At 52.0% G+C, this 18,722-nt stretch carries 16 protein-coding genes and 1 other RNA gene; 14 read left to right on the top strand and 3 right to left on the bottom strand.

The genetic code is table 11. The features are described from left to right. The first annotated feature begins 92 nt into the window (after positions 1 to 92). Complete coding sequence (gene metF / locus KHQ09_RS12200; protein WP_022711001.1) at positions 93 to 989, top strand: methylenetetrahydrofolate reductase [NAD(P)H]; 897 nt, start codon at positions 93 to 95, stop codon at positions 987 to 989. Positions 990 to 1,355: 366 nt separating this feature from the next. Here the strand turns inward: metF and KHQ09_RS12195 are convergent, their stop codons facing one another. From KHQ09_RS12195 to KHQ09_RS12185, 3 genes are all read right to left on the bottom strand, one after another. Continuing rightward, positions 1,356 to 1,598: a hypothetical protein gene (locus KHQ09_RS12195; protein ID WP_139316405.1), complete on the bottom strand. Its 243-nt coding sequence runs from the start codon at positions 1,596 to 1,598 to the stop codon at positions 1,356 to 1,358. 148 nt (positions 1,599 to 1,746) lie between these two features. Beyond that, positions 1,747 to 3,021 carry a lytic murein transglycosylase gene (locus KHQ09_RS12190; protein ID WP_213598475.1) on the bottom strand — a complete coding sequence of 425 codons (1,275 nt, stop codon included), beginning with the start codon at positions 3,019 to 3,021 and terminating at the stop codon, positions 1,747 to 1,749. Positions 3,022 to 3,179: 158 nt separating this feature from the next. Next, positions 3,180 to 4,007 (bottom strand): glycoside hydrolase family 25 protein, encoded by an 828-nt coding sequence (locus KHQ09_RS12185; protein WP_022711005.1) that lies wholly within the window; start codon positions 4,005 to 4,007, stop codon positions 3,180 to 3,182. A gap of 316 nt (positions 4,008 to 4,323) precedes the next feature. Between KHQ09_RS12185 and KHQ09_RS12180 the strand changes: the two genes are divergently transcribed. From KHQ09_RS12180 to ftsW, 13 genes are all read left to right on the top strand, one after another. Continuing rightward, positions 4,324 to 4,749, top strand: coding sequence for a hypothetical protein (locus KHQ09_RS12180; RefSeq protein ID WP_121991467.1), 426 nt, complete (start codon positions 4,324 to 4,326; stop codon positions 4,747 to 4,749). Positions 4,750 to 4,947: 198 nt separating this feature from the next. Next, the gene (locus KHQ09_RS12175) at positions 4,948 to 5,685 is read left to right on the top strand and encodes a J domain-containing protein (RefSeq protein ID WP_213598473.1); all 738 of its coding nucleotides are present in this window, start codon (positions 4,948 to 4,950) and stop codon (positions 5,683 to 5,685) included. Beyond that, positions 5,675 to 6,505 (top strand): N-acetylmuramoyl-L-alanine amidase, encoded by an 831-nt coding sequence (locus tag KHQ09_RS12170; protein ID WP_116087781.1) that lies wholly within the window; start codon positions 5,675 to 5,677, stop codon positions 6,503 to 6,505. Before KHQ09_RS12175 ends, KHQ09_RS12170 begins: the two co-directional genes overlap by 11 nt. A gap of 243 nt (positions 6,506 to 6,748) precedes the next feature. Then, the gene (locus tag KHQ09_RS12165; protein WP_213598471.1) at positions 6,749 to 7,450 is read left to right on the top strand and encodes a lytic transglycosylase domain-containing protein; all 702 of its coding nucleotides are present in this window, start codon (positions 6,749 to 6,751) and stop codon (positions 7,448 to 7,450) included. Positions 7,451 to 7,664: 214 nt separating this feature from the next. Next, positions 7,665 to 8,077, top strand: an RNA gene (gene rnpB / locus KHQ09_RS12160) — RNase P RNA component class A. Between the two features lie 510 nt (positions 8,078 to 8,587). After that, entirely contained in the window at positions 8,588 to 9,565 is a 978-nt protein-coding gene (gene rsmH, locus KHQ09_RS12155) for a 16S rRNA (cytosine(1402)-N(4))-methyltransferase RsmH (RefSeq protein WP_238481733.1), read from the top strand. After that, positions 9,562 to 9,999 carry a cell division protein FtsL gene (ftsL, locus tag KHQ09_RS12150; RefSeq protein WP_238481627.1) on the top strand — a complete coding sequence of 146 codons (438 nt, stop codon included), beginning with the start codon at positions 9,562 to 9,564 and terminating at the stop codon, positions 9,997 to 9,999. The genes rsmH and ftsL overlap by 4 nt, the downstream gene beginning before the upstream one ends. Continuing rightward, positions 9,996 to 11,810, top strand: a complete 1,815-nt coding sequence (locus KHQ09_RS12145) for a peptidoglycan D,D-transpeptidase FtsI family protein (protein ID WP_022711359.1) — start codon at positions 9,996 to 9,998, stop codon at positions 11,808 to 11,810. The genes ftsL and KHQ09_RS12145 overlap by 4 nt, the downstream gene beginning before the upstream one ends. A gap of 87 nt (positions 11,811 to 11,897) precedes the next feature. After that, positions 11,898 to 13,352 (top strand): UDP-N-acetylmuramoyl-L-alanyl-D-glutamate--2,6-diaminopimelate ligase, encoded by a 1,455-nt coding sequence (locus KHQ09_RS12140; protein ID WP_213598469.1) that lies wholly within the window; start codon positions 11,898 to 11,900, stop codon positions 13,350 to 13,352. Then, positions 13,349 to 14,788, top strand: coding sequence for a UDP-N-acetylmuramoylalanyl-D-glutamyl-2,6-diaminopimelate--D-alanyl-D-alanine ligase (locus KHQ09_RS12135; protein WP_075656123.1), 1,440 nt, complete (start codon positions 13,349 to 13,351; stop codon positions 14,786 to 14,788). The genes KHQ09_RS12140 and KHQ09_RS12135 overlap by 4 nt, the downstream gene beginning before the upstream one ends. Before the next feature lie 148 nt (positions 14,789 to 14,936). Further along, positions 14,937 to 16,019: a phospho-N-acetylmuramoyl-pentapeptide-transferase gene (gene mraY, locus KHQ09_RS12130; protein WP_022711362.1), complete on the top strand. Its 1,083-nt coding sequence runs from the start codon at positions 14,937 to 14,939 to the stop codon at positions 16,017 to 16,019. A gap of 125 nt (positions 16,020 to 16,144) precedes the next feature. After that, positions 16,145 to 17,554 (top strand): UDP-N-acetylmuramoyl-L-alanine--D-glutamate ligase, encoded by a 1,410-nt coding sequence (murD, locus tag KHQ09_RS12125; protein WP_213598467.1) that lies wholly within the window; start codon positions 16,145 to 16,147, stop codon positions 17,552 to 17,554. Continuing rightward, positions 17,554 to 18,705, top strand: coding sequence for a putative lipid II flippase FtsW (ftsW, locus tag KHQ09_RS12120; protein WP_022711365.1), 1,152 nt, complete (start codon positions 17,554 to 17,556; stop codon positions 18,703 to 18,705). Before murD ends, ftsW begins: the two co-directional genes overlap by 1 nt. Positions 18,706 to 18,722: the final 17 nt, after the last annotated feature.

Raw genomic sequence — 18,722 nt, 5'->3', positions numbered from 1 at the left:
CAGGCGCAGTTTTGATTTTCTTCATGGTGACGTGACCATGAATATTTGCCCCATGGTGCAAACTATGACGGCAAGAATAACGGAGATTTCCGATGTCTAGTTTTGGCCAGCAGCGCCGTTCCGAGAGCGCGCATCCGATCCGTGTATCCTTCGAGTTTTTCCCGCCGAAAACCGAAGAGATGGAAGATCGTCTCTGGGAGACAGTGACACGTCTGGCGCCGCTTAATCCGGCTTTTGTTTCGGTGACCTATGGTGCGGGCGGTTCGACCCGCGAGCGCACCAATAAAACCATTGCCCGTATCATCAAAGAAACATCCATTACGCCTGCCGCGCATCTGACCTGTGTGGATGCAACCAAGGAAGAGGTCAATTCGATTGTTCGCTCCTTTGCCTCTTTGGGTGTGACGCGCTTTGTGGCGCTGCGTGGCGATCCTGCAAGCGGCATCGGTGAAGCCTATCAGCCGACACCGGGTGGCTATCAGAATGGTGCCGATCTCGTGGCCGGTCTTAAATCCATTGCCAATTTTGATATCAGCGTCTCTGCCTATCCGGAGAAGCATCCGGAAAGTCCGGATTTTGCTACTGATATTGAAATGCTGCGACGCAAAGTCGATAATGGTGCAACCCGCGCGATTACGCAGTTCTTCTTCGATAATGATCTTTATGAGCGTTATGTAGAGCGTGTGCGCCGCGCAGGCATTTATATTCCGATTATTCCGGGTGTCTTGCCGATCCATAATTTCAAGCAGGTGGCGAATTTCTCCAAACGCGCAGGAACGCGCATACCGGCATGGCTGGCAGATCGTTTTGACGGACTGGAGAATGATCCGCAGACACATATGCTGGTGTCAGCGGCGCTTGCAGCCGAACAGGTGAATGATCTGATCGAGCGCGGTGTGAATGATTTTCATTTCTACACCATGAACCGCTCGGATCTGGCTTTTGCGATTTGCCATTTGCTTGGGGTGAGGGCGCCGGTCGCAGCTTAAAATATATGGGATGAAACGAAAAAGCCCTGCGGAAAATGTTTCCGCAGGGCTTTTTCGTTTTTAAAAAATGACAGGACTTGATTTATCTACTTTTGCGGAATGCCAAATATGCCGGTGGTATCTGTAAAAGTGATGCCTGCAAAATGTCTCTGATTAAGACCGTAATCTGTATATTTTCTGATTATGAAACCGAAATGCAGATATCAGGTCAGCATCTGAAATTCAGATGGTGAATATGCGAGGTCAGGGAAATACACCGACAATCATTGCTGCGACAAAAACAAAAGCTGCGCAAAATACCAAGGCATTGATTGAACGCGTTAAACCCATATGGATTGCCTCCTGAGCAGGTTGTAAGTTCAGTTTTCAAATGCCGTATGAACAACATTCAAAGGCCGGAAAGTCACTCCTGACAGAACCCGATCTGAGGGAATATGCCGGAGCCGCTTCTCTTAACTCTAAACCGGAAATGCCGCTTCCAGTCTCTTTAACCACCCATGCAAGAGGCATGGTCTCACGATCAAATTGACTGTTTTTTAACTGTGTCAGCACATTTCCCGTTTGTGTCATTTTATCGACATAAACGGCCAAAGAAAAGTCTAATTTCATGGGAGGGGACTGGGCGGAGCGGCGAAGGCGGCTTTCGCAATCAATGCAGAATTTTAAACTTGTAAAAAATACAATATGTTAGGCAGGTGTCAAAAGTTTTGATGCCGCCGTAAATTTTTTTACAGACGGCATCAAAATCCCACTAAATTTATAGCTTTTCGAGCAATTCACGTGTCGGCCATGAATCGGCAGGCATGCCCAAACGGAGCTGTTCAGTGCGCACGGCATCTCTGGTCATGGTGCCGAAAACACCATCGATTCGACCCATGTCATAGCCGCGTACAACGAGCTTGTTCTGCAGTTCTTTCAGCTCTTCTGTTGAAAGACCGGCCTCTGGTGTGCCGAGCAGGAAAGGCTCACCGCCAGCCAGACGCGATGCGAAATAGGCAGCAGTTGTTGCGTAGACAATGGATTTGTTCCACTCGACGAAAATATCAAAATTGCGGTAGGAGAGGAATGCCGGTCCTTTGCGTCCCATAGGGATGAGCAGGGAGGCGTCACCGTCATCAGCGCCGAGTGCATTGCCATTGACAGACTTTACACCCCAGCCGCTCCATTTCGAATGTGGCAGGCGATAGGTGCGGATGGAATTCTCCCATGGCAGATCCTGTGTCAGCTGCACGGTTTCCAGCCACGGTTCGCCGCGCTGCCAGCCGAGTTCAGACAACATACGGGCTGCAGTCATTACTGCATCAGCCACGCTGTTGCGCAAATCTACTTTACCGTCATTGTCGCCATCGACACCGCGTTCCAGATAATCTTTCGGCAGCAATTGCATCTGGCCGATTTCGCCTGCCCATGCGCCCATGGTACCGGCATCCACAACGCCTTTATCCATCAGTTTCAGCAAAGCGATCAGCTGCGGACGGAAAAGCTCCGGACGACGGCAATCATGAGCCAGCGTAACGAGCGAGTTCAGCGTGTCAAAATCGCCCTGAATAGCGCCGAAGTCTGTTTCCAGACCCCAGAATGCAGCAATCACTGGCCCCGGAACGCCATAGGTGTCTTCGGCATTCTTGAAGACATCTGCATATTTAACGAGATTTTCGCGGCCTTTTTTCAGGCGCTGTTCGGAAATCAGGCGTTTGGAGAATTCGGCAAAGGTCAGGTTGAAAACGGTCTGCGTGCGGTCACGCTTCAATGTGCGTTCATCAAGCTGGGCTTTATGCAGCTCTGTAAGTGCCTTGTCTGAGATACCGGCAGCTTTGGCTTCAGTGACAACGCCTTCAAGCCAGACATTATAATCACCGCCGCAGGCCGGCTTTTCAATCGCGACAGCGGCCGGTGCGGATGGTGCTGCCGAGGGAGCCGCAGGCTGTGTCGCAGTAGCAAAAGCAAAGCTTGCAGTAGAGAGAAGAGTAGCGGCAGTCAGAAGTGGTTTAAAAACTGATCTGAAGGCAGACAGGGAGGCAGGGCGTGACATAACTCAGTTCTTTCTGCAGCAAACCTCGGTAAGGTTTTGCTGTTTTGGTTGATCGGGCCGGTTTTGACCAGAGCGTTCAAGTTTTCTGAATTATGTCCTGCATAAACATTTTGTGAAAAAGAAGATGGTAAAGTCAGATTCACGCAGTGAAGGCGATTTTATCTGACTTTGTTGCTTTCCAGCCACTTTCTCCACTGGGCATGATTGCCCGCGAATACGTTAATATCAGCGTCACCCTTGATGCCCGGAATTGTGCCTGTGCCGGTATATTGCCAGAAGACCCACGGGTGAGGGCCGTATTTTTCATCCGGATGACCGGCTGTGGAGCGCAGCCAGAACGGATAATCGCTGAAACTGCGCAGGTCATTGTCATCGAAGAAATCAACCGTGGTATAGATGACCGGCTTCTTACCGTAATGACGCTCGATCATGGTCAGGAATGTACGCATTTCCTTGCGCACAACAGCCGGATCAGGGCGAAGTTTACAGGATGGTGACAGCGGGTTCCATTCCATATCCAGAACCGGCGGCAAGGCGTTCGGGTCTTTCGGTACATTGCGGATATACCAGCGTGCCTGATCGGCTGCACTGCGGCAGAAATAATAGAAATGATAGGCACTGCGCGGAATACCGGCTGCGCGTGAACCTGCCCAATGTTCCGCAAAGCGGTCATCAACGCGGTCGCCGCCTTCTGTCGCTTTAATAAAGACAAAAGAAATGCCGCTGTTGCGCACCTGCTGCCAGTCAACTTTGTCCTGATATTTGGAGACATCCGTACCATGGACCGGATAATGCCAAGGGGTTTTACCGGTATAGTCATGAGGCTTGCGATCATAGAAACGCGGCGCCTTGGCGCTGGAAGAAGGAAGAGCAATCCCTGTGCCGGAGACAGAACCTGCCGACGGTTTTACATCTGAAAAATCATAATCCACAGATGTACATGCACTCAGCACAAGGCTGAGAACGGCAAGTGCTGCTGGCTTCATCGGGTATCATCTCACAACAATCACAGGGAAATCATGAATGCTTTCTTACTGCAAAAGGTTAAATTTTTCCTTTAGAGGAATAAGGATAATTCCTCCCACCAGCGGGATGCCGACGTGCGCATCTTGTCTCAGGCGGTCAATGTCTTGTGCCAAACTGTTTGATTTATAAATATTTTTTGATTAGTTGGGTCATAACTTATACAGGTTTGACGGGGATACTGTCAGAATTGCCGGAATAAAAAGCGGAACAATTAAATATTTCCGGCATTAACGAGAGATTGTAAACCGCCTTGCTGAAGGCGGTTGAGGAGGTCAAATGTATCGTCTGCTGGCTTTTATACTTGCTGTCGGTGTGCTGACCGGTCTGGTCTTTTCCGGCGGATTTTTGACGCATGACAAGACCGCAGAAAAACAGACTGACAGTGTTGCAGCCGTAATTGCTCATTCGGAGCAGGAATTGCAGTCAAAGGCCGATCAGGAACTGGCTGAAATTGATGCCAAAGCGTCGCAGAACAGTGTGGCAGGTCCTGCCGTGCTTTTACCTGAGCTGAAGAAACCGCTCACGGAAGAAGATGTGAGGGTTGCAGTGCAAAAAGCCGGTGATGATGCGGAGAAAACTGCTTTGAGTGTCGGTCAGACGTCAGATCAGGCTGCGGCAGCTAAAAAAACTGCAGAAGATTTTGTACGTGTGCGCATGGAAAGTCAGATGCGCACGGAACAGTCATCTGCAAAATCCATGTAAGCCTGATGTAAGACTATAAGAGCATTTCAGGTTTGGTGTGAATTGCCGGAAATGTTCTCTGCTTTATGCTTTTACACGCCTCGTTCCGGGCAAGGCTCGTAGCGTTCCGGTATTGACCATAAGCAATGTCGGCTGAATTTCATTCAACTCTTCGCGCTTGATGGTTTTCATCAGAGTTGTTTTGAATTACATAAGCTTATGTCGATTTGGTCCAGTATCGCTGATTTTTTAACGCAGACGGCTTACAGTGCGTTTTCCGGAGTGATTGAAGCCGTCCGCACCTATTTTGAGGGTGATGCGGAAACACGCCGTCGCGTTGCTTTTTCCATCGCTATGATCGCGCTGTCTGCCAAAATGGCCAAAGCTGATGGCATTGTCTCACAGCACGAAGTACGGGCTTTTCAGGATATTTTTGAAGTGCCGGAAAAAGAGGCGGATCACGTCTCAAGGCTGTATAATCTTGCCAAACAGGATGTGGCCGGTTTTGAGAGCTATGCCCGTCAAATTGCTTCACTGTGTCGTTCCTCGCAGCAAAACGGAGCGGATGAGCCTTGCGGTGCGCTTTCCGATGTTCTCGACGGTTTGTTCTATATCGCCAAAGCCGATGGCTATGTACACGATAAGGAAATGCAGTTCCTGAGGCGTGTAGCTGAAATTTTTGGTATTGAGGAAGACGAGTTTTTGCTGATCGCCGGAAGGCATGTCAATCTCGGCCCTTCCGATCCCTATGCCGTTCTGGGTTTGACGCGCGGTGTAGGATTTACTGAGGCCAAGCAGCATTATCGCAAACTTGTGCGTCAGAACCATCCGGATCTGGTGATTGCCCGCGGTATGCCCTATGAATTTCAGAAAATAGCCAATCACCGTCTGGCTGCGATCAATGCAGCCTGGGCGACACTTGAGAAACAATTGGGTCAGCATGACTATGCAGGATAATTCAACACCGGAGGCCGGTTTGGCGCAGAATAATCAGGCCGCCCCGCGCGCCTTGCTGAGCAAAGCTGACTATGAGGGCGCTGTTATTGATGCATCTGCAAATTTCGGCCCGCGCAAAGACGGTAAAGAACCGCGTTTTTTGATCCTGCATTATACAGGGCTTGCGACTGCGCAGGAGGCTCTGGATATTCTCAAATGTCCTGAACGTGAAGTCTCGGCACATTATCTCGTGCATGAAGATGGTCAGGTTGTGCAGATGGTCGCGGAAAGCGAACGCGCATGGCATGCAGGCCAGAGCTGCTGGAAAGGGGAGCGGGATATCAATTCTGCCTCTATCGGTATCGAGATCGTCAATCCGGGTGTGCTGGAGAATTTTCCGCCTTTTCCTGATGCGCAGATTTCATCTGTGATCTCTCTCTGCCGCTCGATTTGCGAACGCTATAATATTGCGCCGGAGAATGTGCTTGCCCATTCGGATATTGCACCGGAACGCAAGATTGATCCGGGCGAGAATTTTCCGTGGGAGACCCTGTTTAAAGCAGGGATCGGTCATTGGGTTGAACCGGCTCCGATCCGCGGCGGACGGTTTTTTGCCATGGGCGATCAGGGGCAGCCGGTTGAGGCCTTGCAGTCCATGCTGGCAATGTATGGCTATGATATCACCATTAATGGCGAGTTTAACGAGCGGACCAAAGTGGTGCTGAGCGCATTTCAGCGCCATTTTCGCCCGATTCAGATTGATGGTGTGGCGGATATCTCGACAATTGAGACACTGCACAAGCTTATTTCTACGAATTTGCGTGAAACCGTAACCAGCTGATTTTTAAAAAGACCTTATTGTTGGCCGCAAGAAATAATCCGCTAATGTTACAGGTTTTTGCAATCTGTGACTTGCCCCGACAATCTTCGGCTGCATTTCCCCGTCAGATACAACCTCAATTTCCTTGAGCAAGTCTGGTGATGGGGCGGACTGTTTCCCAGAAGGAAGGGCGTTGAAAGCTGGTTTTGCATGTCTTGCAAAACCTTTCGACGGATTATGCAACAGTTCCAACGGTTAAGGTTTATGATTAAAAAAATTGGATTTTTATGCGCTCTCAGCGGGGCGGTGGTTTCGTTCGGTCTGACACCAGCCATGAGTGCACCGGTACTTGAAAAAACAAATCTTGTAGACATCCTGAAAGCGAAAAAAGAAGCTTCAGAAAAGACTGCAACAAAGAAGAATGACGCGACTAAAAACAAGGCTGATACCAGCCGTACTGCCTATCAGAAACAGGCTTCCCGTACTGCCAAAATGCCGGTTATTGAGCGTCGTTCCGCTCGCACCCGCATTGATCTGAATAATCAGATCAGCGGCAAAGCAGAAACCAAGCAGGCGCAGACAGACAAGTCGGGCAAGCCTTATTCCGGCATCATTGCCCGTTATGCATCTTCCTATGGTGTGCCGCTGGCACTGGCTCATGCGGTTGTGCGCAATGAAAGCAATTATCAGGCACATGTTCGTGGCAGCGCCGGTGAAATCGGCCTGATGCAGATCAAGCTCGGTACTGCACGCGGTCTGGGTTATACCGGTTCGGCAAAAGGCCTCTATGATCCGGCAACCAATGTGCAATATGGCATGAAATATCTTGCGCAGGCTCAGAAGCTCGGCGGCGGTACAACCTGCGGCACAATTCTGAAATATAATGCCGGTCACGGTGCCAAGCGTATGAACCCGACATCTGCAAAATATTGCAGCAAAGTTAAAGACTTCATGCGTTCATTCTAAGAGCACAATTGCGACCGTTAACTGAGGTCAGTTAACTGCAAATGCTCTATGCCTGTTTATATTCAGGCTCTGGCGGGACAATTTGTACGCCATAACCTAAATCTAAACAGCCCTTACACAGCAGGGCTGAGATTTTATACAAAAGCTGGGTTTCCGTCGCCGGAGCCCAGCTTTTTTATTGCGTTTTATGACAGATCAAGCCTATAGACGCATGTCAGCCGGTCGGGCAGCCGCGCTTGTTCAATACCGAAAGGTGGCAAGTGAGGAAAGTCCGGGCTCCATGGAAACACGATGCCGGGTAACGCCCGGCGAGGGTGACCTCAGGGAAAGTGCAACAGAGAGCAGACCGCCTGCCATCGCCCGTAAGGGCATCGGGCAGGTAAGGGTGAAAGGGTGGGGTAAGAGCCCACCGCGCTGCCGGTAACGGGAGTGGCACGGTAAACCCCATCGGGAGCAAGACCGAATAGGGACGGCGCATCAGGCTTCGGTCTGGTAATCAGTTTCCGGATAGCCGTCCGGGTGGGTTGCAAGAGGCGGGTGGCGACATCCGTCCCAGATGAATGGCTGCCGCGTCGGGCTGGAAACAGTCCGGCCATACAGAACCCGGCTTACAGACCGGCTGACAATTCTGTTTAAATATTTCGGCAAAAGATGCTGCACAAAGCGTCATTTTAACCGCTGATAAATCATAACTGTGCCCGTATAATAACCCTTCCTTAATATTAATATTGGATAAATTTATTCACGGCGTATTGCGTGTCCGGCCGGCTGCGCAGTCGCAAAAATCGATAATATGGCAACGTTCGGAGCGGTTTTTGCGCCTGCGTTGACGCCTACCTTACCCCGGTGGTATTTCTTAATGCAGTTTGTTGCGTCCAGACTTTGTTCAGTTTCCAGACATTTTGTGCTGCATCCGGCATTGGCCGGTATGCAAAATGCTGAAATCTGCAGCCGCGGTTTAACCGCTGGCGGGCAAGGATCTGCCGTTCTCACGCTGGGTCCGCTGAAGAAAGCAAAACAATGACAGGACCGAAGGAAATTATGGTTCCGGAAGCGCAGGCAGACAAACTGACACCGCACGCTGATACACAGGCGGGCGCATCAGAGCATGAAGACTATTCCCGCCATATTCCGGTTATGCTGGAAGAGGTTGTCAGTGCTTTGCAGCCTGAAGCCGGTAAGCTTTATGTGGACGGCACTTTCGGGGCTGGCGGCTACACAAAACGAATTCTCAAAACCGGTGCCGAAGTTCTGGCCATTGACCGCGACCCGAATGCAATTGCTGCCGGACAGGCGGTGGTTGCAGAATATCAGGGACGTTTGCGTCTGGTGCAGGCACGCTTCTCCCAGATGGAAGATGTGCTGAGCGATGTGCAGCCTGATGGTGTTGTGCTGGATATCGGCGTTTCCTCTATGCAGATTGACGAGGCTGACCGCGGTTTTTCTTTCCAGAAAGACGGGCCGCTGGATATGCGCATGTCCTCGCAGGGCCTGAGTGCTGCTGATGTGGTTAACCAGTATAAAATGGGTGATCTGGCACGCATCTTTAATTTTCTCGGTGAGGAACGTCATGCCGGACGCATTGCGCGCATGATCGAAAAACGCCGTGAGAGCGAACCGTTCAGCCGCACCCGTGATCTCGCCAATGCGATTGAGATGCTGGTCGGGCGTCATCCGAAAGACCGAATTCATCCGGCGACCCGTGTTTTTCAGGCACTGCGTATTTATGTGAATGACGAGTTGGGTGAACTGGCGCGTGCATTGATTGCTGCAGAACGTTCGCTGAAGCCGGGTGGCCGTCTGGTTGTTGTGACATTCCACTCGCTGGAAGACCGTATTGTGAAGCGCTTCTTTGCCGACCGTGCGGGCGGCGGCGGCGGCTCACGCCATTTGCCGGAGGCGCATATGCGTCAGGGCAGTTTCGCGCCTGCAGTCAAAGGAGCAGTGGGTGCCAGCGAGGAAGAGGCGGAGCGCAATCCGCGTGCGCGTTCGGCCAAGCTACGCGCCGGTATACGCACAGAATATCCGCCGCTTAAAGCGGATTACAGTATTTTCGGCCTGCCAACCCTGCCTGTTCTGCCAGAAACTGATAATGCGAAGAGGAAATCATCATGATGCGAACTATAGATATTATATTGATCGCAGTCATGCTGGTGGCGGCAACCGTGACCTATAAGATCAAACATGATGCTGAAAAGCAGGTGGTTGAGATCAAGAAAATTCAGCGTCAGATCGCTTTTGAAAAAGACACGATCAATCTGCTGAAAGCAGACTGGAGCCTGATGACCCAGCCGAACCGTTTGCAGCGTCTGTCCGATATTTATCAGTCACAGCTGAAACTGCAGCCGGTTGATGTGACGCAGATCGGTCTGTTCGATGATATTCCGATGAAACAGGCTGATGATATTGAAAAACTGATCGGCGGCAGTGCCGATCTGATTGCATCTGTTGATACGATGAGCACAGGCAGCGTTGCGCAAACTACACCGGCGGGTGCGGTTTCAAATGCGGCACCGATGCGTGTTGTGGTTCCGGGAGTGCGGCCATGAGCGGAAAAAGCAGCTGGTTCCGGCGTAAAAACAAAAAATCCTCATCAGATGATGCTCCGGTTCTGGGGCAGGCACCTGAATTTGACAGTGCCGCGCTCGAGAGTGAGCGCGGCATTGCCACGTCTCCGCTCAATGACAGTGTTGCCTTTGCCGGAAACCGCAAGAAACACGGAAACCGCGCGCGTAATCGTCTGATTATGGCGATTTCCTGCTTTGTTGGTATTTATGCGGTGATTGGCGGCCGTCTCGTTTATTACGGTATGCAGGGCGGCGATAATGAGGGTTATCGCGCCGGTGCGGCCAGCACGCTTGCAGCACGGCCGGATATTCTTGACCGCAATGGCGAAGTGCTGGCGACGGATATCAAAACCGCTTCGCTCTATGCCGAGCCGAAAAAGATTGCCGATCCGGACGAAACTCTGGAACTGCTGGCAACGGTTCTGCCTAATCTTGACTGGGAAAGCACCTATCGCCGTCTGAAAAGCGGTGCGGGTTTTGTGTGGATTCAGCGCGGTCTGACACCGCGTCAGCAGAGCCAGATCATGGCGCTGGGTGTGCCGGGTATCGGTTTCCGCACAGAGAAATCCCGTTTCTATCCGGGCGGGCCTACGGCTTCTCATATTGTCGGTCTGGTCAATATCGACAATCAGGGCATTGCCGGTATGGAAAAATATATCGATAGTCAGGGGTTGAGCGATCTGCGTATGGCAGGCCTTGCCCAGCCGGACAATCTCGAGCCGTTCCGCCTGTCGATTGATCTGCGTGTGCAGCATATTATGCGCGACGAACTGGTGCGCGCTGTTGAAAAATATCGTGCGATTGCTGCCGGAGCCGTGGTGCTGAATGCCAAGACCGGTGAAGTGGTTGCTATGGCTTCGGTGCCGGATTTTGATCCGAATAATCCGTATAATGCGCTGGAGAAAGACCGTCTGAACCGGATGTCAGCCGGTACTTATGAAATGGGCTCGACGATCAAGAGCTTCACCACAGCGATGGCGCTGGATTCCGGTAAGTTCAATCTGGAAAGCAAATTTGATGCGACCCGCCCGATTACGATCGGTCGTCAGACCATTCGCGACTTCCACGGTAAGGCACGCTGGCTGACACTGGCAGAAGTGTTTATTTATTCCTCCAATATCGGTTCGGGTAAAGAAGTTGACGCGATTGGTATTGAAGGCCATCGCGAGTTTCTGAAGCGCGTCGGTTTGCTGGATCGTATGCAGACCGAACTGCCGGAAGTGGCACGTCCTGTTGAGCCGCGCGTGTGGAAGAAGGTACACTCCATTACCATTTCCTATGGTCACGGTATGATGACCACACCTTTGCAGACAGCCGTTGCTGCTGCGGCGCTGGTCAATGGCGGCAAGCTCATTCCGCCGACATTCCTGCCACGCACACAAGACGAGGCCAATGCTGTTGCCACGCAGGTGCTGAAACCTAAAACCAGCGATGATATGCGTTATCTCTATCGTCTCAATTCCGAGATCGGTTCCGGTCGTCGTGCTGAGGTAAAGGGCTATCGTGTTGGCGGTAAAACCGGTACAGCGGAAAAGGTTATTAACGGCCGTTATTCCAAAGATGTCCGTTTTAATGCGTTTCTTGCTGCATTCCCGATGGATGACCCGACCTATGTGGTTCTGACCATTATTGATGAGCCAAAACCGGAGGAAGGCAAACTTTCTGCGACCGCCGGACTCAATGCTGCCCCAATGGTTGCAAATATCATTCGCCGGTCAGCATCATTCCTGGGTGTGTCGCCTGATTTTGCGCAGGATAATGCACCAATTCTGGCAGCTTATGAGAATGACTGATCTGAGCAGGGGATCAATGTGACGTAATAATGCCTTGAGCACTTATTATGTCACATGAAATGAATTCAAAATCGGGATCTGAATGGCATGAAACTTCAAGATATCGCAGCCTATGTAAATGATATGACGGACTCAGTCGCGCAGACTGAGATTTCCGGATTGAGTTCCGATTCCCGTAAGGTACAGAAGGGTAGCTTGTTTGCGGCTCTGAAAGGCGTGAAAAATGACGGTTCGGCCTATGCGGCTGATGCTGTCAAACGCGGTGCAGTTGCAATTCTGGCCGATGAAGACATGAATGCCGAAGGCATCACTGTGCCTGTGCTGCGCAGCAAAGACCCGCGCCATGCGCTGGCAATGGCTGCTGCAACATTCTATGGCAAACAACCGCAGATAATGACTGCCGTTACCGGCACCAGCGGCAAAACCTCTGTGGCTTCCTTTACCCAGCAGATTTGGGCCTATGCAGGTTTTGCGGCAGCAAGCATCGGTACAACCGGCGTTTTCTCCCCGACACGGAATGAATATGGCTCGCTGACAACGCCTGATCCGGTGGAGCTTCAGAAACTTCTCGCAGAACTGGCGGATGAAGGTGTGACCCATGCCTGTATGGAAGCCTCATCGCACGGGTTGGATCAGCGTCGTCTGGACGGCGTGAAGCTGACAGCCGCAGCCTTTACCAATCTCGGCCGCGACCATATGGATTATCATCCGACGGTTGAAGATTATCTCGGCGCCAAAATGCGCCTGTTTGATACGCTGCTGCCAAAAGGTGCTCCGGCGATTATTTTTGCCGATGATGCCTTTTCATCGCAGGCGATTGCAGCCGCTGTTGCTGCCGGTTCTGATGTCAAAACCGTTGGTCGTAAAGGTGATTTCATTACGCTGAAACGCGTGGAACACGAGCGCCATCGCCAGCATGTTGAGCTGAGCCATGCCGGTAAGATTTACGAATTTGCTTTGCCGCTGGCCGGTGATTTTCAGGTGGCGAATGCACTGGTTGCAGCCGGTCTGGCAATTGTTTCCGGTGTGCCAGCGGATGCGGCTTTCCGAGCATTGGAGCGTCTGAAAGGTGCGCCGGGTCGTCTGGATCTGGTCGGCTCCACTGAAGACGGCGTGCCTGTTTATGTGGACTATGCCCATAAACCAGATGCGCTGGAAAATGTGCTGACTTCAGTTCGCCCGTTTACCACCGGTCGTGTGATTGTGGTGTTTGGCTGTGGCGGTGACCGCGATAAAGGCAAGCGTCCGATCATGGGGGAAATCGCCACCCGTCTGGCCGATGTGGTGATTGTCACCGACGATAATCCGCGTTCGGAAGTACCGGCTACTATCCGCTCAGAAATTCTGGCTGCGGCACCGGATGCACTGGAAATCGGTGACCGTCATGAAGCTATCCGCCATGCTGTGCTGCTCGCACAGGCAGGCGATACAGTAATTATTGCGGGCAAGGGGCATGAAGAAGGGCAGACCATCAATGATGTGACACTGCCATTCTCCGATCATGCAGAAGTTGCCCGTTCGCTTGAGGCGCGTTTTAAATGAGTGATTTGCTTTGGAAATCGTCTGACATGGTAAAAGCGATGGAAGGGCGGCCGGTCGGTCACCTTCCTGAAGGTATTACCGGTATTTCGATCGATTCCCGCACGCTGCGAAAGGGTGAAGCCTTTTTCGCGATTAAAGGTGATGTGTTTGACGGGCATGATTTTGCAACCGCTGCTATGGCTGCCGGTGCAGGCCTGCTGGTTGTGACCGAAGCGCGTTTGCCTGCTCTGGGTAAATTACAGGTGCCGATGATTGTGGTGGATGATGTGCTGGCCGCACTGACCCGCCTTGGCATTGCTTCCCGCGCACGCTCCAAAGCGCAGATCATTGCTGTTACCGGCTCTGTGGGTAAAACCACCACCAAAGAAGCCTTGCGCCATGTTCTGTCTGATTGCGGCAAGGTTCATGCTTCCGCCGCTTCATTCAATAATCACTGGGGTGTGCCGCTGACTTTGGCACGGATGCCGGAAGATACCGATTATGGTGTTTTTGAAATCGGTATGAACCATCATGATGAAATTCGCCCGCTGGTGAAAATGGTTCAGCCGCATGTGGCTGTCATTACGCTGATTGCGCCTGCACATCTGGGGCATTTTGCTAATCTCGAAGAAATTGCCGTTGCCAAAGCGGAGATTTTTGAAGGCGTGCTGCCCGGTGGTTATGCATTGCTGAACCGCGATGACAAACGCTTCAAACAGCTGGAGGCGCTGGCAACTGCTGCCGGTATTGAGCACATCACCACATTCGGTGAAAATGCCCGTTCAACCTACAAGCTGCGTGATCTGGTGATGAAGACGGATTGCTCCTGCATCACGGTTTCGCTCGGCGGTCAGGAAGCGGCTGTGAAAATCAGCGCTCCCGGCCGGCACATCGTACAGAATATGCTGGCGGTGATGGGCGCTGCACATCTGGTTGGCGCGGATATGACGAAGGTTGTGCTGGCGCTGGCAAGTCTGCAGGCTGAAGCCGGACGCGGCGCGCAATATCGTCTGCGTCACGGTGACGGCACATTCACGCTGATTGATGAAAGCTATAATGCCAATCCGGCATCCATGCGCGCTGCACTGTCACTGCTTGAGACTACAGAGCCGCAAGGCGAGGGGATTGAGAAGGGACGGCGCATTGCAGTGCTTGGCGATATGCTGGAACTGGGCAAACAATCTTCCAAGCTACATGGGGATCTGGCACGTCCGATTGTGGATGCACATGTGAATATGCTTTTCATCGGCGGCGCGCATATGAGTGCCCTGAAATCCGCAATGCCTGCAGAAATTCAGGTTGAGTATCGGGAAAGCGTTGACGAACTGCTTCCACTTGTAGTCAAAGCAGTGCGTCCCGGAGATGTGGTGATGATTAAATCGTCAAAGTCGATCGGCTTTGTGAAAATCGTCAATGCATTGCTGAAAAAATATGCCGTCTCTGAGGCCGCAGAATAAACAGGCCGGTTTTATGTTCAAAGTGTAAAACCGGATTTTCATATACAGTCATAGCTGGCTGCTAAAGAATAACAGGAACTAAGCACTGCATTTCTTGTGTAATGCGATGTGTTAAAGTGCCGATACCGACCTGAAGGGCATTCACCCGATGCTGATGTTATTAGCCAATGCTGCGGATCATCTGTCGTTTTTCAACGTATTCCGCTATATTACTTTCCGCACCGGCGGTGCACTGATTACATCAGCTTTGCTGGTCTTCTTACTTGGGCCACGCATTATTGACAGTCTGCGCGTCCGGCAGGGGCGCGGTCAGCCGATCCGTGCTGACGGCCCGCAGACTCACTTCAAGAAAGCCGGTACGCCAACCATGGGCGGTTTGATGATCCTGTTCGGAACATTGGCTTCGGTCATGCTCTGGGGCAATCTCAAAAGCGTTTATGTCTGGGTTGTGTTGCTGGTAACAATCAGCTTCGGTGCTATCGGTTTCTACGATGACTATCTGAAAGTGACAAAACAGTCGGATAAAGGTTTTTCCGGCAAAGCGCGTCTCGGGCTTGAGTTCATCATTGCTGCAATTGCTGCCTATGTCATCATGCGCACCGGTCAGGAGCCGTTTTCGTCCTCGCTGACATTCCCGTTCCTGAAAGGCATGTTGCTGGATCTGAGCTGGTTCTTCATTCCTTTTGCCGCTTTTGTCATGGTTGGTTCCGGTAATGCGGTCAACTTTACCGATGGTCTTGATGGGCTGGCGATTGTTCCGGTGATGGTTGCCGCAGCTTCTTTCGGTTTTATTGCTTATCTGTCGGGTAACGCGATTTTTGCGGATTACCTGCAAATCCACTTTGTACCAGGCACCGGTGAGCTGGCTGTTATTCTCGGTGCTGTGATCGGCGCCGGTCTGGGCTTCCTCTGGTTCAACGCTCCGCCTGCCGCGATCTTTATGGGTGATACCGGTTCGCTTGCACTGGGCGGTATGCTGGGTGCGGTTGCGGTTGCGACCAAGCATGAAATCGTGCTGGCAATCATCGGCGGCCTGTTCGTTATGGAAGCATTGTCGGTGATTATTCAGGTTGGCTGGTTCAAGCTGACCGGCAAGCGTGTGTTCCTGATGGCACCGATCCATCACCATTTTGAGAAAAAAGGCTGGACTGAGAGTCAGGTGGTTATCCGCTTCTGGATCATCGCGATTATTCTGGCGATGATCGGTCTTTCAACGCTGAAACTGCGTTAAGATTACAATAATCAGGCTGCCCGTAATACGGGCAGCTTCATTGTTTATAAAGATGCCGGAGCGATAATCCGGCGAAGTTGTTTTTACATTATTGACTGAACGCATTGTCGACTGGCGGCCTGACCATGATCCCAACCCTGACCTTTAAAGATAAGACTGTTGCGCTGTTTGGCCTTGGCGGTTCCGGTATTGCAACGGCAAAAGCTATGATCGCCGGTGGCGTGAAGGTTGTAGCATGGGATGACAATCCGGACAGTGTTGCCCGTGCGGTAGCGGAAGGCATTCTCACACAGAATTTGCGCGAGGCAGACTGGTCAGGTTTCAGTGCATTTATCCTCTCTCCCGGCGTGCCGCTGACCCATCCGCAGCCGCATTGGAGCGCGGAACTGGCACATCAGGCGCAGGTGCCGGTTATCGGTGATGTCGAACTGTTTTGTCGTGAGCGCAATGCAGCGCTGGCTGCAGGCAATGATGTACCGTTTGTTGCCATTACCGGCACCAATGGCAAATCTACCACGACTGCGTTGATTGCCCATATTATCAAAGCCTCAGGCCGTGATATGCAGCTTGGCGGCAATATCGGTACTGCTGTGCTGTCGCTTGAAGCACCGGCAGATGGCCGTAATTATGTGGTTGAGTGTTCGTCCTATCAGATTGATCTGGCGCCTTCACTCAATCCGACAGCGGGTATTTTACTGAACTTGACGCCCGATCACCTCGACCGTCACGGCACGATGGAAAATTATGCCGCCATTAAAGAGCGTCTGGTTGCAGGCAGTGATACGGCGATTGTCGCCATTGATGATGCTTATTGTGTTGCCGTTGCCGACCGGCTGGAAAAAGCTGGCAAGAAGCTGATCCGTTTCTCCAAAGATCAGGTTTTGCAGGACGGTTATTATGCGCAGGGCGCACAGATTTATCGTGCACAGAATGGTAAGGCTGAATTGCTGTTGTCGCTGGAGGGTATCGGTTCTCTGCGCGGCGCGCATAATGCACAAAATGCTTTGGCCGCAATCATCGCCTGCCTGACTGTCGGTCTGAGCCTTGACCAGATCTGCGCCGGTCTGCGTAGTTTTCCGGGGCTTGCTCATCGTATGGAGCAGGTCGGCCATCAGGGTAAAACCCTGTTTATTAATGATTCAAAGGCAACCAATGCGGAAGCAACCGCGCCCGCGCTGTCGTCTTTCCCGCAACTTTACTGGATTGCGGGCGGCCTGCCGAAAAGCGGCGGCATTGAAAGTCTGCGCACCTTCTTCCCGCGCATTACCAAAGCCTATCTGATCGGTGAGGCGGCAGCACAATTTGCGGCCACTTTGGGCAATGATGTGCCGTTTGAAATCAGTCATACGCTGGATGCTGCAATTGATCATGCAGCCTTGGATGCGGCACAGGATGCGGCTGATGAGCCGGTTGTGCTGTTGTCACCGGCCTGTGCCAGTTTTGACCAGTTTCCGAATTTTGAAAAACGCGGCGCAGCATTCCGCGATAAAGTTATGACGCTGCAGGGATTTGCACCGATCGGGAGGGCAGACTGATGGTTAGCCGCGTAGACAGAGGCCCTGTCGCCAATTGGTGGTGGACGATTGACCGTTATTTTCTGGCTGCTTGTCTGGCACTGATGGGGCTTGGCATTTTGCTGTCTTACGCCGCCAGTCCTGCGGTGGCGGAGCGTATTGGTCTCGACAGCTTTCACTTTGTTGAGCGCCAGATCTTTTTCATGATCCCTGCGCTGATCGCTATGATCGGCACGTCCTTTCTCAGCCCGCGTCTGGTGCGCCGTTTTGCATTGGCTCTGCTTGGAATTTCGCTGTTGCTGATGGTTGCAGCCCTGTTTTTCGGGATTGAAGTCAAAGGTGCGCGGCGCTGGGTCTCTCTGGCCGGAGTTTCTATCCAGCCATCCGAGTTTATGAAACCGGCTTTTGTGGTGATTTGTGCATGGTTGTTCTCCGAACAAGAGCGCAGCGGCGATATGCCGGGCAGTTTCATGGCGCTTATCCTGTTCGGTCTGGTTGCAACGCTGCTGATGGCGCAGCCGGATTTCGGGCAAACCACGCTGACCGCTGTGAGCTGGGGCGCTATGTTCTTTCTGGCGGGCATGTCATGGATGTGGATTGTCGTTTTCGGCGGTGGTGCGGTCGTGCTGGGGTTGGGTGCCTATACATTCCTTCCCCATGTGGCGGGCCGTATTGACCGCTTTATGACCGGTGAAGGTGATACGTTTCAGGTTGATACCGGCCGCGAAGCGATTATCAGCGGCGGCTGGTTCGGGCAGGGGCCGGGTGAAGGGACGATCAAGCGTATTATTCCTGACAGTCATACGGACTTTATTTTCTCGGTGGCTGCGGAAGAATACGGTATTATCCTGTGTATTCTGATTATGCTGCTGTTTGCCTTTATCGTTATTCGCGGGCTTGTTGTTGCCATGAGAGAGCGTGATGCTTTCTCGCGTCTGGCCATTTCCGGTATCGTGATTTTATTTGGCTTCCAGTCGATCATTAATATGGCAGTGAATCTGCATCTGATGCCTGCAAAGGGGATGACACTGCCGTTTATTTCCTATGGCGGTTCATCGCTGGTGGCGATAGCGATTACGATGGGTTTCCTGCTGGCGCTGACACGTCAAAATCCTGAGCGCCGTATGTCTGCCTCGCTGAAAGGCGCGGGCGAACGTATTCCTGTGCTTTAAATTATTAGACGAATTGC

Origin of the sequence: Pseudochrobactrum algeriensis, from assembly GCF_018436245.1 — a bacterium.
Classification (GTDB): domain Bacteria; phylum Pseudomonadota; class Alphaproteobacteria; order Rhizobiales; family Rhizobiaceae; genus Pseudochrobactrum; species Pseudochrobactrum saccharolyticum.
The sequence above is the reverse complement of the archived record's forward strand: the minus strand, read 5'-3'. Positions and strand labels throughout refer to the sequence as shown.

Coding starts and splice junctions, on each gene's coding strand:
- metF (WP_022711001.1), top strand. CDS start 93: ATGTCTAGTTTTGGCCAGCAGCGCCGTTCCGAGAGCGCGCATCCGATC.
- KHQ09_RS12195 (WP_139316405.1), bottom strand. CDS start 1,598: ATGAAATTAGACTTTTCTTTGGCCGTTTATGTCGATAAAATGACACAA.
- KHQ09_RS12190 (WP_213598475.1), bottom strand. CDS start 3,021: ATGTCACGCCCTGCCTCCCTGTCTGCCTTCAGATCAGTTTTTAAACCA.
- KHQ09_RS12185 (WP_022711005.1), bottom strand. CDS start 4,007: ATGAAGCCAGCAGCACTTGCCGTTCTCAGCCTTGTGCTGAGTGCATGT.
- KHQ09_RS12180 (WP_121991467.1), top strand. CDS start 4,324: ATGTATCGTCTGCTGGCTTTTATACTTGCTGTCGGTGTGCTGACCGGT.
- KHQ09_RS12175 (WP_213598473.1), top strand. CDS start 4,948: ATGTCGATTTGGTCCAGTATCGCTGATTTTTTAACGCAGACGGCTTAC.
- KHQ09_RS12170 (WP_116087781.1), top strand. CDS start 5,675: ATGCAGGATAATTCAACACCGGAGGCCGGTTTGGCGCAGAATAATCAG.
- KHQ09_RS12165 (WP_213598471.1), top strand. CDS start 6,749: ATGATTAAAAAAATTGGATTTTTATGCGCTCTCAGCGGGGCGGTGGTT.
- rsmH (WP_238481733.1), top strand. CDS start 8,588: ATGCTGGAAGAGGTTGTCAGTGCTTTGCAGCCTGAAGCCGGTAAGCTT.
- ftsL (WP_238481627.1), top strand. CDS start 9,562: ATGATGCGAACTATAGATATTATATTGATCGCAGTCATGCTGGTGGCG.
- KHQ09_RS12145 (WP_022711359.1), top strand. CDS start 9,996: ATGAGCGGAAAAAGCAGCTGGTTCCGGCGTAAAAACAAAAAATCCTCA.
- KHQ09_RS12140 (WP_213598469.1), top strand. CDS start 11,898: ATGAAACTTCAAGATATCGCAGCCTATGTAAATGATATGACGGACTCA.
- KHQ09_RS12135 (WP_075656123.1), top strand. CDS start 13,349: ATGAGTGATTTGCTTTGGAAATCGTCTGACATGGTAAAAGCGATGGAA.
- mraY (WP_022711362.1), top strand. CDS start 14,937: ATGCTGATGTTATTAGCCAATGCTGCGGATCATCTGTCGTTTTTCAAC.
- murD (WP_213598467.1), top strand. CDS start 16,145: ATGATCCCAACCCTGACCTTTAAAGATAAGACTGTTGCGCTGTTTGGC.
- ftsW (WP_022711365.1), top strand. CDS start 17,554: ATGGTTAGCCGCGTAGACAGAGGCCCTGTCGCCAATTGGTGGTGGACG.